The sequence below is a fragment of the Allobosea sp. LjRoot237 genome (genome assembly GCF_964253285.1).
Lineage (GTDB): Bacteria > Pseudomonadota > Alphaproteobacteria > Rhizobiales > Beijerinckiaceae > Allobosea.
This window is the reverse complement of record NZ_CAXUQP020000001.1, coordinates 4,021,832-4,035,856: the sequence shown is the minus strand read 5'-3', so window position 1 is coordinate 4,035,856 and position 14,025 is coordinate 4,021,832. Positions and strand designations below refer to the sequence as shown.

At 67.1% G+C, this 14,025-nt stretch carries 16 protein-coding genes; 10 read left to right on the top strand and 6 right to left on the bottom strand.

From position 1 onward, the window contains the following. Nucleotides 1-3: 3 nt before the first annotated feature. Both ACSQ24_RS19630 and ACSQ24_RS19625 read left to right on the top strand, forming a co-directional pair. Nucleotides 4-888, top strand: a complete 885-nt coding sequence (locus ACSQ24_RS19630; protein WP_436096303.1) for a 4-(cytidine 5'-diphospho)-2-C-methyl-D-erythritol kinase — start codon at nucleotides 4-6, stop codon at nucleotides 886-888. Nucleotides 889-918: 30 nt separating this feature from the next. Then, nucleotides 919-1,554 (top strand): LysE family translocator, encoded by a 636-nt coding sequence (locus ACSQ24_RS19625; RefSeq protein WP_436096302.1) that lies wholly within the window; start codon nucleotides 919-921, stop codon nucleotides 1,552-1,554. Nucleotides 1,555-1,560: 6 nt separating this feature from the next. Here ACSQ24_RS19625 and ACSQ24_RS19620 read toward each other — a convergent pair whose 3' ends face one another. Further along, on the bottom strand, nucleotides 1,561-2,577 hold the full coding sequence (locus tag ACSQ24_RS19620) for a polyprenyl synthetase family protein (RefSeq protein ID WP_436096301.1): 1,017 nt from the start codon (nucleotides 2,575-2,577) through the stop codon (nucleotides 1,561-1,563). Nucleotides 2,578-2,704: 127 nt separating this feature from the next. Between ACSQ24_RS19620 and ACSQ24_RS19615 the strand changes: the two genes are divergently transcribed. Together ACSQ24_RS19615 and ACSQ24_RS19610 are read left to right on the top strand one after the other, a co-directional pair. After that, nucleotides 2,705-2,986, top strand: a complete 282-nt coding sequence (locus ACSQ24_RS19615; RefSeq protein ID WP_436096300.1) for a DUF2007 domain-containing protein — start codon at nucleotides 2,705-2,707, stop codon at nucleotides 2,984-2,986. Then, entirely contained in the window at nucleotides 2,976-3,743 is a 768-nt protein-coding gene (locus ACSQ24_RS19610; protein ID WP_436096299.1) for a tRNA1(Val) (adenine(37)-N6)-methyltransferase, read from the top strand. Before ACSQ24_RS19615 ends, ACSQ24_RS19610 begins: the two co-directional genes overlap by 11 nt. A gap of 6 nt (nucleotides 3,744-3,749) precedes the next feature. Here the strand turns inward: ACSQ24_RS19610 and ACSQ24_RS19605 are convergent, their stop codons facing one another. Further along, nucleotides 3,750-4,043 (bottom strand): hypothetical protein, encoded by a 294-nt coding sequence (locus tag ACSQ24_RS19605; RefSeq protein ID WP_436096298.1) that lies wholly within the window; start codon nucleotides 4,041-4,043, stop codon nucleotides 3,750-3,752. A gap of 136 nt (nucleotides 4,044-4,179) precedes the next feature. Then, nucleotides 4,180-4,461, bottom strand: coding sequence for a hypothetical protein (locus ACSQ24_RS19600; protein WP_436096297.1), 282 nt, complete (start codon nucleotides 4,459-4,461; stop codon nucleotides 4,180-4,182). 209 nt (nucleotides 4,462-4,670) lie between these two features. Here ACSQ24_RS19600 and ACSQ24_RS19595 point away from each other — a divergent pair, with 209 nt between their 5' ends. From ACSQ24_RS19595 to upp, 6 genes are all read left to right on the top strand, one after another. Beyond that, entirely contained in the window at nucleotides 4,671-5,609 is a 939-nt protein-coding gene (locus tag ACSQ24_RS19595) for a glycine--tRNA ligase subunit alpha (protein ID WP_436096296.1), read from the top strand. Beyond that, nucleotides 5,609-8,227, top strand: a complete 2,619-nt coding sequence (gene glyS / locus ACSQ24_RS19590; RefSeq protein ID WP_436096295.1) for a glycine--tRNA ligase subunit beta — start codon at nucleotides 5,609-5,611, stop codon at nucleotides 8,225-8,227. Before ACSQ24_RS19595 ends, glyS begins: the two co-directional genes overlap by 1 nt. A 308-nt stretch (nucleotides 8,228-8,535) precedes the next feature. Beyond that, complete coding sequence (locus ACSQ24_RS19585) at nucleotides 8,536-8,697, top strand: Thivi_2564 family membrane protein (RefSeq protein WP_436096294.1); 162 nt, start codon at nucleotides 8,536-8,538, stop codon at nucleotides 8,695-8,697. A 343-nt stretch (nucleotides 8,698-9,040) separates the two neighbouring features. Continuing rightward, on the top strand, nucleotides 9,041-10,303 hold the full coding sequence (locus tag ACSQ24_RS19580; RefSeq protein ID WP_436096293.1) for a GTP cyclohydrolase II: 1,263 nt from the start codon (nucleotides 9,041-9,043) through the stop codon (nucleotides 10,301-10,303). 8 nt (nucleotides 10,304-10,311) lie between these two features. Further along, nucleotides 10,312-11,529, top strand: a complete 1,218-nt coding sequence (locus tag ACSQ24_RS19575; protein WP_436096292.1) for a URC4/urg3 family protein — start codon at nucleotides 10,312-10,314, stop codon at nucleotides 11,527-11,529. Between the two features lie 34 nt (nucleotides 11,530-11,563). Next, complete coding sequence (gene upp, locus ACSQ24_RS19570) at nucleotides 11,564-12,205, top strand: uracil phosphoribosyltransferase (protein WP_436096291.1); 642 nt, start codon at nucleotides 11,564-11,566, stop codon at nucleotides 12,203-12,205. Nucleotides 12,206-12,256: 51 nt separating this feature from the next. Here the strand turns inward: upp and ACSQ24_RS19565 are convergent, their stop codons facing one another. From ACSQ24_RS19565 to ACSQ24_RS19555, 3 genes are all read right to left on the bottom strand, one after another. After that, nucleotides 12,257-12,673 (bottom strand): DUF1236 domain-containing protein, encoded by a 417-nt coding sequence (locus tag ACSQ24_RS19565; RefSeq protein ID WP_436096290.1) that lies wholly within the window; start codon nucleotides 12,671-12,673, stop codon nucleotides 12,257-12,259. A 186-nt stretch (nucleotides 12,674-12,859) separates the two neighbouring features. Further along, nucleotides 12,860-13,306 (bottom strand): DUF1236 domain-containing protein, encoded by a 447-nt coding sequence (locus ACSQ24_RS19560; RefSeq protein ID WP_436096289.1) that lies wholly within the window; start codon nucleotides 13,304-13,306, stop codon nucleotides 12,860-12,862. Between the two features lie 102 nt (nucleotides 13,307-13,408). Then, nucleotides 13,409-13,954, bottom strand: a complete 546-nt coding sequence (locus ACSQ24_RS19555) for an ureidoglycolate lyase (protein WP_436096288.1) — start codon at nucleotides 13,952-13,954, stop codon at nucleotides 13,409-13,411. Nucleotides 13,955-14,025: the final 71 nt, after the last annotated feature.

Sequence of the window (14,025 nt, the reverse complement as noted above, 5' to 3'; positions counted from 1 at the left end):
TCCTTGCCTGCCAAGCTGGCGACCCGCGCCCCGGCCAAGGTCAATCTCTCCTTGCGCGTCCTCTGCCGGCGCGCTGACGGCTATCATGAGCTCGACAGCCTCGTCGCCTTCGCCGGCGTCGGCGACGAACTGAGCCTGTCGCCGGGCGAGCCTGCCGGGGTGCAGATCGCAGGCCCGTTCGCCGCGGGCCTCTCGACCGGACCCGACAATCTCGTCCTCAAGGCCGAGCGCGCTCTACACGAAGAGATCGCCGGCCTGCGTTCCGGCCGCTTCCATCTCGTCAAGCGCCTCCCGGTCGCCTCCGGTATCGGCGGCGGCTCGGCCGATGCGGCGGCAGCGCTGCGCCTGCTGGCGCGGCACAATGATTTGCCGCTGGTGCATCCGGCTTTGCTCGCCGCCGCCGGCCGCGTCGGTGCCGATGTCCCGGTCTGTCTCGAAGCCCGCGCCCGTGTGATGGCCGGCATCGGCGAGCGCCTTGGGTCGCCGCTGCGTCCGCCGCGCCTGTTCGCACTGCTGGTCAATCCCGGCGTTGCGGTCGAGACGGCGGCGGTGTTCCGCGCGCTCGGCCTTCAGCCGGGGCAGGGGCATGTGGGCGGCAGCCAGGCATTCAGCGCGCAAGAAGCTTCGCCGGCAACGGCGGCGGTTCTGATCGCCGCGCTGGCCGCCTCCGGCAACGATCTCGAAGCGCCCGCACGAAGGGTAGCCCCTGTTATCGATGAGGTGCTGTCGGCGCTATCCGCACTTCCCAATTGCCGGCTGGCGCGCATGTCCGGCTCGGGCGCGACCTGCTTCGCCCTGTTCGACGATTGCCGCGCCAGCGCCGAGGCCGGCAAGCTTCTGGCGCATGGCCAGCCGGATTGGTGGGTGAAGCCGACTGTGCTGAGATAGGCGCCTCGGCTTCAAGCCGGAGGACGCATCATGACGCCGGCCTCTTTCCTCGCCTTTGTCGGCGTCGCCGCGCTGGTGATCTGCACGCCCGGGCCGGATACGGCGCTGACCATCCGCAACACGCTGTTCGGTGGCCGCGCTGGCGGCATGCTGACCGCGCTCGGCGTTGCGACCGGCCTCTCGATCTGGGCGCTGGCGACCAGCCTCGGTCTCGTCGCGCTTCTGGTGGCAAGCGAGCCGATCTTCCGCGCGATCCAGTATGCCGGCGCCGCCTATCTGATCTATCTCGGTATCATGGCGCTGCGGGACGCTTTTCGCCGGCAGGGGCCGGCGTCGCCGGCAACTGCCGCGATCTCGCCGCGGGGGCTTTCACCAGCTATCGCCTACCGGCAGGGGCTGATCAGCAATCTCGGCAATCCGAAGATCGCGGTCTTCTTCGCCAGCCTCCTGCCGCAGTTCGCTGCCGGCGGCAGCAGCTTCACCACGCTGTTCCTGCTCGGACTGGTCTTCGCGGCGATGACCCTGCTCTGGCTCTCAGCCTATGCGCTGGTCGTCGCCAAGGTTGGCGACGTGCTGCGGCGCTCGCAGGTTCGGCGCGTCATCGAAGCGCTGACCGGCGGGCTCCTGCTGGCGTTGGGCCTCAGGATCGCCGCCGAGCAGCGCTGACCGGCGCTAGTGCGCCCGCGCCACGCAGAAATCGACGGCGTCGTTGAGCGCCTGCTTCATCGGCGATGACGGGAACAGGCCGAGCGCGTCCTTCGCCATCTTGGCGTAGTGGCGGGCGCGCTCGATCGTGTCGGCCAGGGCGCCGTGCTTGCGCATCAGGGCCTGCGCCTCGTCGAGGTCGCCGTCGCGGACCTCGCCCTCCTGCAGGGTGCGGCGCCAGAATTCCCGTTCGCTCTCAGCGCCACGGCGGAAAGAGAGCACGACGGGCAGGGTGATCTTGCCCTCGCGGAAATCGTCACCGACATTCTTGCCGAGCTGACCCGACGAGCCGCCATAGTCGAGCGCATCGTCGATGAGCTGGAAGGCGATGCCGAGGTTGAGGCCGTAGCTGCGGCAGGCGGCGGCTTCGCCCTTCGATGACTGGGCGATCACCGGCCCGACCTCGCAGGCGGCCGCGAAGAGCTCGGCGGTCTTGCCGCGGATCACGGCGAGGTATTCGTCCTCGGTGGTTTCGGTGTTCTTGGCGGCGGCAAGCTGCATCACCTCGCCTTCGGCGATCACAGCGGCGGCGGTCGAGAGGATGTCGAGCGCGCGCAGCGAGCCGACCTCGACCATCATCCTGAAGGCCTGGCCGAGCAGGAAATCGCCGACCAGAACGCTCGCCTCATTGCCCCAGAGCATGCGGGCAGCGAGCTTGCCGCGGCGCATGTCGCTCTGGTCGACGACATCGTCGTGCAGCAGCGTCGCCGTGTGCATGAACTCGACCGAGGCCGCGAGCTTGACGTGGCCGTCGCCCTGGTAGCCGCAGAGCGCTGCCGTCGCGAGCGTCAGCATCGGCCGCAAGCGCTTGCCGCCCGAGGAGATCAGGTGGTTCGCGACCTCCGGGATCATCGTGACCTCGGAACCGGTGCGCGACAGGATCATCGCGTTGACGCGCTCCATGTCGGCGCGCGTCAGCCCGACCAGCGGCGCGATCCCGCTTTGGCCGGTGTCCTTGTCTTCGAAAGCTACGACGACGCCCACTCGCAAACTCCGGCCGTTTCTCGCGCGCTCGCGCGCCATGCCCTTGCCATGAACGTCGCATGCGTGACCAGCCCCCGGCAATCCTTTCGCGGCGCAGCAGATTGACGCTGCGCTGCCGCGCGAACCGGTGGCTGCGATCTTTCCTGTTGCGCCGAGGCTGCCCGGCGGGCTCCATGACGGCATGCATGAACTCGTCCGCTCGAACGACATCGTCCTGCTCGGGGCCATCGAGGCGCTCCTGGCCTCGGCCGACCTGGGTTGCCTGATTGCCGATCAGCACATCAGCGCGCTCGAAGGCATGATCGGTGCCTTTCCGCGGCGCCTCCTGGTGCGTGAGCAGGACAGCAAGCGCGCTCGCGCTTTGTTGATCGAGGCGGGCTACGGCGACGAGTTGCGCCATGAACCCTGAGGCTCCGGGTCTCGGCGAAATCGCCGAGGACCGGCTGCTGGGAGGCCGCCTGCGCCTGCTGCAGCCGGTGAAGGGCCATCGCGCCGGGTCGGATGCGGTGCTGCTTGCCGCGGCGATCCCGGAACTGGGCGAGGGGCCGCTCGCCGATTTTGGCGCCGGCGTCGGCACGGTCGGGCTTGCCGTCGCCTCGCGGCAGCCTGGGCTCAGTGTCGTCCTGGTCGAGCGCGATCCCGACCTGGCTGCGCTCGCAGCCCGCAATGCCGAGCTGAACGATCTGGCTGGGCGCGTGCGCACCATGGTCGGGATGATCGGCGAGCGGAGCGCGGACCTCGCCCGGGAGGGTCTGACGGCGGCCTCCATGGCCTGGGTCGCGATGAATCCGCCCTTCTTCGAATCAGGCGAGATGCGCGAATCCCCGGTCGCCAACCGGCGTGCGGCGCATGTCGCCGGCCAATCGCTCGCCGATTGGCTGAAGACGGCTCGCCATGTGCTGAAGCCGGGTGGTGGCGTCAGCGTCATCCACCGCGCCGAAGCGCTGGGGACGATTCTCGCAGCTCTGGAGACGGGCTTCGGCGCGATCGAAACCCGCCCGATCCACGGCCAGGCCGGGCGGCCGGCGATCCGGGTGATCGTCTCTGCGCGGCTCGGCAGCAGAAAGCCGGCAGCGTTGCTGCCGGCTCTCGTTCTCAACGGGGCCGATGGACGCTTCACCGCCTTCAGCGAAGCGCTCCATCGCGGCGAGGCCGTGCTCGCCTAGTTTGGCTCAGCGGCAGATGCGGCGCTCGCGCACCACCCAGCCCCAGCCATCCCAATAGCGGACCGGGCGGCTAAAGCAGCGCGGGCCGTAGTAGCCGCCGCCGTAGCCGTAAGCGGGACGGCCATAGCCATAATAGGGGCGGCCATAGTAACCGCCGCCGCCCCAGCCGGGCCGGCCATAATAGCCGCCACCACCCCACCCCTGTGCGTCGGCCGGAGTTGCCGTGACCGCTCCGATGCCGAGTGCGGCCACCCCGAGGGAAGCTGCGGCTGAAAGTCCAAGAACGAGTTTGCGAAGCATGGCTACCTCCTTCGCGAGTGCCCTACGGCCTGTGCCGGGGTCATCGGGTGTCATCATTGCGGCGAGCTTGCAGCATCGAGGCTGAACGGCGCGTGGCCGGGCCGTTCAGCCGTTCTTCATCCGCCCTGGCGCCGTGTCAGCGGCAGACGCGCACCGGGCGGATCACCCAGCGCCAGCCGTTCCAGACGCGCCGGTCGACGACATAACAACGCGGACGGTAGACCGGGCGGCCGTAATAGCGGCGCGGACTATAGTAAGGGCGGCCGTAATACTGAGCCTGCTCGACCAGCCCGCCGCCGGTCGAAGCGGCGGGAGCGCCAGCCGCGATCGGCGCAGCGCTGGCCGGGGCGACAGAAAGGCCGGTGAAAAGCAGCGCGCCGGCACCGAACAGGGCGGCAGCGATACGGTTCGACAGCATGGTAACTCTCCTACTCATCGCATCGGCCCGTCTCAAGCACTCGCCCCGAATGCCGCGGTCCGTTCGATGTGGCACATCTTGCGCCTGCCTTCCTGAACGCGTCCTTGGGCCGGGGTTCAGGCAGCGTTCATCCCGCCGAGCTTGACCATGAGCGCCGCCAGCCCCTAATCACGCCGCAAGTTTCCCGACAGTTTAAAAGGCTGATGCCCTTGGCCGCGTCCTCCAACCCGCTGAACCCGACCCGTTCGTTCCAGGGATTGCTGCTGACCTTGCAGCGCTTCTGGGCCGAGCGCGGCTGCGTCATCCTCCAGCCCTACGACATGGAGGTCGGCGCCGGCACCTTCCATCCAGCGACGACATTGCGCGCGCTCGGACCGAAGCCCTGGAAGGCGGCCTATGTCCAGCCCTCGCGCCGCCCCAAGGACGGCCGCTATGGCGAGAATCCCAACCGGCTGCAGCACTATTACCAGTTCCAGGTCATCCTGAAGCCGTCGCCGCCCGACCTGCAGCAGCTCTATCTCGACTCGCTCAAGGCGATCGGGGTTGATCTCGCTTTGCACGATGTCCGCTTCGTCGAGGACGATTGGGAAAGCCCGACGCTGGGCGCCTGGGGCCTCGGCTGGGAGTGCTGGTGCGACGGCATGGAAGTCAGCCAGTTCACCTATTTCCAGCAGGTCGCCGGCGTCGAATGCGCCCCGGTCGCGGGTGAGCTGACTTACGGGCTCGAGCGCCTGGCCATGTATGTCCAGGGCGTCGAGAACGTCTACGACCTCAACTTCAACGGGCTCGACGGCGAGGACCGCATCTCTTATGGCGACGTCTTCCTGCAGGCCGAGCAGGAGTTCTCGCGGCACAATTTCGAGCACGCCAACACCGAGGTGCTGTTCCGGCACTTCAGTGACGCGGAAGCCGAGTGCAAGGCGCTGCTCGCCGCCGGCGAGGCCGACATCGGCAGCAACGATCCCAGCCACAAGCTCGCTCTGCCGGCCTATGACCAGTGCATCAAGGCGAGCCATGTCTTCAACCTGCTCGATGCGCGCGGCGTGATCTCGGTTACCGAGCGCCAGAGCTACATCCTGCGCGTGCGCGAGCTCGCCAAGGCCTGCGGCGCGGCCTGGCTGAAGACCGCCGGCGGGGGAGCGAACTGATGCCTGATCTCCTGCTCGAACTCTTCTCCGAGGAAATCCCGGCGCGCATGCAGCGCAAGGCGGCGGAGGACCTGAAGAAGCTCGTCACCGATGCGCTGGTCGAGCGCGGCCTGACCTATGAGGGCGCCAAGGCCTTCGCCACGCCGCGCCGGCTCGCCCTCACCGTTGCCGGCTTGCCGGTGCGCGGCCGCGATGTCCGCGAGGAGCGCAAGGGCCCGCGCGTCGGCGCGCCGGATGCTGCCGTGCAGGGCTTCCTCAAGGCGGCGGGGCTCACCTCGCTCGCTGAGGCGACCATCATCAGCGATCCGAAGAAGGGCGATTCTTACGTCGCCGTGATCGAGAAGCCGGGGCAGGAGACGGTCCAGGCCATCGCCGAGATCGTGCCGGCGGTGATCCGCGCCTTCCCCTGGCCGAAATCGATGCGCTGGGGCAAGGCCTCGGCCGGGAGCGGCTCATTGCGCTGGGTCCGCCCGCTGCATTCGATCCTCTGCACCTTCGGCGCCGAGACCGAGGATCCGGAGGTGGTGCCATTCGAGGTCGATGGCATCAAGTCGGGCAATATCACCTACGGCCATCGCTTCCATGCGCCGGGGCCGATTCCCGTCAAGCGCTTCGAGGACTATGTCGCCAGCCTCGAGCGGGCCAAGGTCGTGCTCGACGCCGATCGCCGCAAGGAGATCATCGCGACCGACGCCAAGAACCTCGCCTTCGCCGCCGGCCTTGAGCTGGTCGAGGATGAGGGGCTGCTGGAGGAGGTCGCCGGCCTCGTCGAATGGCCGGTGGTGCTGCTCGGCGATTTCGAGGAGCGCTTCCTCGAAATTCCGGGCGAGGCGATCCGCGCCACCATCCGCGCCAACCAGAAATGCTTCGTGCTGCGCGATCCCAATTCCGGCGAGCTGGCCAACCGCTTCATCCCGGTCTCGAACCTGATGGCCAGCGATGGCGGCTTGGCGATCACCGCCGGCAATGGCCGCGTCGTGCGCGCCCGCCTCTCCGACGCCGCTTATTTCTGGCAGACCGATCGCGGCTCGCTGCCCGATCTCGGTACGCTGAAGGACAGCGCCGAGAAGCTCGGGCTCGACCTGTCGAAGCCGCTCGACCAGCGCATGGCCAAGCTCGACAGGCTCGGCGTCGTCTTCCACGCTAAGCTCGGCACGCAAGGCGAGCGCGTCCAGCGCATCGCGGCGCTGGCGAAGGAACTGGCGGAAATCATCGGCAAAGACTTGCCGGATGTAGAGCGTGCCGAATTGGTCAAGAACGCCGAGCGCGCCGCCAGGCTGGCCAAGGCCGATTTGCCGACCGAGATGGTCGGCGAGTTCCCCGAATTGCAGGGGCTGATGGGGCGGAAATACGCCGAGTTGCAGGGTGAGAATCCCTCGGTCGCCGCGGCGATCGAGGAGCACTACAAGCCGCTCGGCCCGTCCGACCGCGTGCCGACCGACCCGGTCTCGGTCGCCGTCGCGCTCGCCGACAAGCTCGACACGCTCGTCGGCTTCTGGGCGATTGACGAGAAGCCGACCGGGAGCAAGGACCCCTACGCGCTGCGCCGCGCGGCGCTGGGCGTGATGAGGATTCTGATCGACAACACGATTAAATGCAGCCTGAGCGTCCTCACCGAATGCACACTGTTTGCGTTCGTTGGCCACCTGAATCGTATGGGAAACGTCTTTGTCTCGATCTATGAAGATGGACCTGTTTTCCGAACGTCTAGGAAAGCGAATTTTGCGGATCGGAAGATTTGGTCTGAGAACAACCGCTTAATCGTAGGGAGGGTCGAGAAACCCGACGAGTGGGTCAATGATCCTGAGGCGTCACTGCTAACAGACAGCAAGTCTGGTATTCGTGAGGAGCTGGCTGAGCTTTTGAGCTGGCCCATTGTTCTCGATGGTCTCGTATCCTTCTTCCACGACCGGCTGAAGGTCATGCTGCGCGACCAGGGCGCGCGCCATGATCTGGTCGATGCGGTGCTGGCGGGTGCCGGTTCGGGCTCCCCTTCTCCCCTTGCGGGAGAAGGTGGCATCGCGTCAGCGATGACGGATGAGGGGTCTCGCGACGTTGCCATTACCAGCGCCCTGCCGACGCAAACCGGTGAGGACGGTGCGACCCCTCATCCGTCTGCTGCGCAGACACCTTCTCCCGCAAGGGGAGAAGGGAGGAGCCCGCAAGGGCAGGTCGGCGGTTCCGACGACCTCCTGCTCATCACCCGCCGCGTCGCCGCGCTCGGGCGCTTCCTCGAGACCGAGGACGGCAAGAGCCTGCTCGCCGGCTACAAGCGCGCCGCCAATATCCTCAAGGCTGAGGAGAAGAAGGACGGCGAGGGCGCCTTCGCCGGTGCGGCCGATCTCCAGCTCATCGCCGCTGCCGGGCTGATTGAGGAGAAGGCGCTCGCGGTTGCACTGGCCCAGGCGACGCCGAAGGCGGAGGCGGCGGTCGCTGCCGAGGATTATGAGGGCGCCATGACGGCGCTCGCCGAGCTCAGGCCGGCGGTCGACGCCTTCTTCGACAAGGTCACGGTCAACGATCCCGATCCGGCCTTACGCGCCAACCGCCTCAAGCTGCTGAACCAGCTGCGCGAGGCGACGCGCGCGGTCGCGGATTTCTCGCGGATTGCGGGTTAGAGCGCGACATAAAACCCCTCTCCCGGATGGGAGAGGGGCAGGGGTGAGGGACCGCCGCTGATTATTGGAGTGGGACGGCGCCGTTGCGCCTTCTACGGATAGGGCAGGCCCTCATCCCTGCCCTTCTCCCACACGGGAGAAGGGTTCCCCGCGCCCTTTGACCCAACATTCCAACACCTCAGCCAGCTACCCTTCCGGAACTTTTTCCCACGGCTCGACGTTCTCTTGCCCGAGAACGCTGCCTGCGAATGCGTCGCAGCTAGCGCCTCGGGGGGCCGGCTTTCGGCCGCGATAAGAGGATTTGAGCCATGAGCATTCTGATTTCGCTTCTGATCACCATTCTGGTGATCGCTCTGGTGCTTTATCTCGTGCGGATGCTGCCGCTCGACAGCAACATCAAGAACATCGTCCAGATCATCGTCATCATCATCGGCATCATCTCGCTGCTGCGTTATCTCGCGGTCTTCTAGAACCCGTCCCGATCAGCTTGCGCTGCAAGCTGATCGGTAAAACAGCCTCTAATCTAAAGTGAGAGCCAAAGGGGCCGCCGTCATGCTCGCCCCGTGGCGAGCGTCCATGTGAACTCGCCTTCGTGGCGAGCGCCTGGATGGTCGGGACAAGACCCGGCCATGGCGGTGGTGACGTTTCGGCAGCTGGATTGACGAAAATCCCGCACTGATCCAGAATCCCGTTGGTCCAGAGGGCCCCGGACGCGACCCGTCCCGGGGCCCTTTCCCGTTTGGGCATGTTCACGCAGGAGCGGCGACCGCTCTTGCGGCCGGAGCATGCCCGACAGATCGAGCGATCGCCGCGATGAATTCGCAGAACCGCACCACCCATATCCGCCTGACCTCGCATCCCGAGCCTGGCAACGCCTCGACCCGCTTCCCGATCCAGTGGGGCGCCTCGACCCCGGAGGAACGCGGCCCGGTCATCGCCTCGACCACGGCGCCGGGGGATCGCAACGTCATCGGCGCCCATGGCGGCTCCTATTCGGTCTATCGCGCGCTCGCCATCTCCGCCCGCGCCATGAACCCGGCGCAGCGCCCGGACCTGACCAACACCTACCCGACCTCAGACATCCTGCCGCAGCCGCAATGGTTCGAGCCTGGCAGGATCGTCTCGCTCGATCCGTTCGGCCATCGCGTCGCCCAGGATTTCGGCAAGTGGATCGGCGAGGGCATCGACATCCGCCCGACCATCGCGGTCACCAAGGCGCGGCTCAACCTGCCCGAGATCCTCGCCGCCATGGCCGGACATCGGCTCGCGGCGGATGGCGCCATCCTGCACGGCTCCGGCGATATCAGTGTCACCAAGATCGCGGTCGATCCGGTCTGGCACCTGCCGGGGATCGCCGAGCGCTTCGCCACCAGCGAAAACGAGCTGCGCCGGACGCTGTTCGAGCAGACCGGCGGCATGTATCCCGAGCTGGTGACGCGGCCCGACCTCAAGGTCTTCCTGCCGCCGATCGGCTCGATCACCGCCTATGTCATCGGCGAGGTCTCGGCGATCTGCGACCCGAAGAAGACGCTCGCCTGCCGCGTCCATGACGAGTGCAACGGCTCTGATGTCTTCGGCTCCGACATCTGCACCTGCCGGCCCTATCTCGTTCACGGCATCGAGGAGGCGGTGAAGGAGGCGCAGGCCGGCGGCGTCGGCCTGATCGTCTACAACCGCAAGGAGGGCAGGGCGCTCGGCGAGGTCACCAAGTTCCTCGTCTACAACGCCCGCAAGCGCCAGGAGGGCGGCGACTCCGCCGCGACCTATTTCGAGCGCACCGAATGCGTCGCCGGCGTCCAGGATGCCCGCTTCCAGCAATTGATGCCGGATGTGCTGCATTGGCTCGGTGTCAGGAAGATCGACCGGCTGATGTCGATGTCGAACATGAAATACGACGCCATGGTCGAGAGCGGCATCGAGATCGGCGAACGCGTCGCCATCCCGCCCGAGCTGGTCCCGCCGGATGCCTCGGTCGAAATCGAGGCCAAGAAGGCGGCGGGCTATTACTCGCCTGACGGCGCCCCCGGCGACAACGCCCTCAAGGCCACTGTCGGCCGCGACCTCGAAAAGTTCTGAACCCGCCTATGCCTGACTCCAATCCCGACGCCGTTCGCCAGCTGCTCAAGCCGGCCGCCGTCCGCGAGCGTGCGCATGAGATGCTGCGGCTCGGCCTTTCCGGCAAGCTGACGCATTTCAGCGTCCACCCTGAGCGGCTCGCGGCCTGCGCCGCCTATGTGCTCGAGACGATCCGCCAGAACTACCCGTCGCTCGACATCCCCTTCCATGCCCGCTGGCGCCATTTTGTCATCGCCGGCATGGACCGCTGGAAGGTGCTGGATGCCGGCGCCCAGTTCGCCGACGCCCGGGCGAGGGGCCGTGCTGCCTATGATCTTGCGGTCGTCAGCGTCCTGCTCGATGCCGGCGCCGGCGCCGACTGGCGCTACCGCGATGCGGTGACCGGCCAGAGCATCGGCCGTTCGGAAGGGCTGGCGCTGGCCTCGCTCGACATGTTCGCCGCCGGCGCCTTCTCCAGCGATCCGGCGCAGCCATTGCGCGTCGACAGCGAGGCGCTAAGGCATCTCGACGCCGCGGCGCTGGCCGATGGCTTCCAGGTTTCGGAAGGCAATCCGCTCGTCGGGCTGGGGGGCCGCGCCGCGCTGCTCAACCGCCTCGGCGAGGAGCTTGAAAAGCATGGGCTGACCCGGCCGGGTGACCTGTTCGACCGACTGATGGAGGCGGCCGAGGGCCGCTCGATCCGCGCCGCTTATATCCTCTCGCAGGTGCTGGAGGTGCTGGGCGGCATCTGGCCGTCGCGCCTGAGCTACGCCGGCATCGCGCTCGGCGACAGCTGGAAGCATCCGTTGATCGCGCCGGGCGCGGTGACGGCCGGCATCGTGCCTTTCCACAAGCTCTCGCAATGGCTGAGCTATTCGCTGATCGAGCCGCTGCAATGGGCCGGCATCCAGGTCGTCGGCATCGACGATCTCACCGGCCTGCCGGAATACCGCAATGGCGGACTCCTGCTCGATCTCGGCGTCCTCGCGCTGAAGGACGTAGCCGATGCCGTGCGCGGCCACGAGGTCGGCTCACAGCTCGTCGTCGAATGGCGGGCGCTGACGGTTGCGCTGCTCGACAAGATCGGCGAGCTGATACGCGCCGAGCTCGGCATGAGCGCCGAGCAGTTGCCGCTTGCCAAGGTGCTGGAAGGCGGTACCTGGGCCGCTGGCCGCCGGATCGCCCGCGAAAAGCGCGAAGGCGGCGGTCCGCCCTTGACCATCGTCAGCGACGGCACGGTATTCTAAGCAACCAAAAGAAGACGAAGGGGATCAAGGCTACATGACCACGAGCGTGAACGGCGTAACCGTCGTCGACCACCCGCTGGTGCAGCACAAGCTGACGCTGATGCGCGAGAAGGACCGCTCGACCAAGAGCTTCCGCCAGCTCCTCAACGAGATCGGCATGCTGCTCTGCTACGAGGTCACGCGCGACCTGCCGACCGAGCTGATCGAGATCGAGACGCCGCTGCAGAAGTCGATGCAGCCGATCATCTCCGGCAAGAAGCTGGTTTTCGCGCCGATCCTGCGCGCCGGCGTCGGTTTTCTCGACGGCATGCTGGAGCTGGTCCCGGCGGCGCGCGTCGCCCATATCGGCCTCTACCGCGATCCGCAGACGCTGCAGGCGGTCGAATACTATTTCAAGGCGCCTTCCGACATCGCCGACCGCATGATCGTGGTGATGGACCCGATGCTGGCGACGGCGAACTCGGCGGTCGCGGCGGTCGACCGGCTGAAGGAGCGCGGCGCCAAGGATCTGCGTTTCGTCTGCCTGCTGGCTGCCCCCGAAGGAATCGCCCGCTTGCGCGATTCCCATCCCGACGTTCGCATCTGGACGGCAGCGATCGACGAGCATCTCAACGATCACGGCTACATCGTGCCCGGCCTCGGCGATGCCGGCGACCGCATGTTCGGGACCCGCTAAGCCATAAAGGAAGGCCCACGCCGTTGCCGCCGCGGGCCTTCCGCTGTCGCGTCAGTCGACCACCTCGACCACACGGCGGGTACGCGGCTCGACGATCACCGGCTGGTCGTTGACGACCGTATAGCGATAGCCGGACGCTCCGTATTCGGCCGGCACCTGGCGATAGACCACGCCGCGTGAGGGCAGCACGGTGCCAACTTCCACAGGCTCGCTATAGCGATACGACCGCATGCGCTGCGCCGTCACGAAGTTCCGGAAGGCCGCTTCGTCGTTGATCATCGTGCCTCCGGCCGGGTCCCGCCTCAGCGGTGGAGACGCCGAGGGGCCACCGGGCATCATCGGGTCGGCGAGAGCCGGATCGCGAATGGCCGAGCCGCCGGCCGGATCGCGGATGATGGGCCCGGTGCTCTGCGCGATGGCGGTGGCGGGAAGGGCAGCGAGGGCTGCGACGACGAGAATCCGTTTCATCGTGATTGACCTCCTAGAGATGCAAAGCCCCAAAAGCCCCACTTGGAAACGTGACCGCGAGCGGTCGGGTTCCTGTCGGCGCGATCACAAAAAATTGCGGCCCGCCCCGTTGCCGGGGGCGGGCCTTGCGATCCGGATGGTCACTCAGGCCGTGACGGCGCGAGCGGCGAGCGGATCGACCTCAGGTCATTCGATGATCTGGACGATGCGGCGGCTCTGCGGCTCGACCAGCACGGCGCGGTTGTTCACCACCGTGTAGCGATAGCCGCTGGCGCGCTCGCCGAACTCGGCCGGGACCTCGCGATAGACCACGCCCCGCTGCGGCAGCACGGTGCCGACCGTTACCGGCTCGGCATAGGTGTAGGACGGCACGCGCTGCTCGACCACATAGCTGCGGAAGCGCGGGGTGTTGTCGCCGATGATCCCACCGGTCACGCCGCCGACGACCGCGCCACCGACGCCGCCGACCACTGCGCCGACCGGGCCGCCGACCACGGCGCCGCCGACGGCACCCGCAGTCGCGCCGCCGACGATGCCGCTCGCGGCACCGCCCTGGGCGCCCTCCGGATTCTGGGCGAAGGCCGCAGCCGGAACGATGGCGAGGGCCGTAACCAGAGCAAGTTTCTTGAACATGTCCGTTCTCCTTCAGAGGGGAAACCTCTGAAAAGGAAACGGGAAAGCGCCCGGCAGGGTTCCACTTCGGGGGTCACGAGCTGTGTACGATCGTAACCGGACCTATCGATTCTTTTGATTTTCCGGCGAGTTAGTGTCGATCACGAGCTCGATTCCTGCAGCCAGGAAATCGCAAACCTGGGTGCGCTCTGGTGCGCGCCCCGGATTCTCGAACAATTCGCTGACCGTCGCTTCCTCTGAGAGGAAGAGGAAATCGGCGTGGCTTCCGCTCTCCGGATAGGCGTCGATGGCGTGCCAGGTGCCGCGGTGGAACAGCACGCCCTCGCCGTCGAGCCGGAAGGCGCGCAGCATCTCCGGCGCCGGCGGCGTTTCGGACGGTTCTGCGACCACGATGATCGCCGGAGGACCGCCGAGCGGTTGGCGCGCCTCGGTGACGTGCAGGTGCCGCTCGATCAGGGCGACGGCGAAGGGCCGCGCGTGATAGCGCACGATCTGCACTCGCGGCCGGCTCCCGGCAGTGAAGGGCTGGATCCAGATGTCGTAGCCCTCGCGGCCCGTATCGCGCTCTCCCGCGGGAGTGAGGATGCGGCCATAAGGAGCGAAGGCTTCGGCGGAGATCGGGGAGACGGGCAGGACGATGCGGCGCATGCCACATCGTAGAGCGAGCCGCGCAAAAGAAAACGGCGGGCATGAAGCCCGCCGTTCGGTAGGTAAATGAT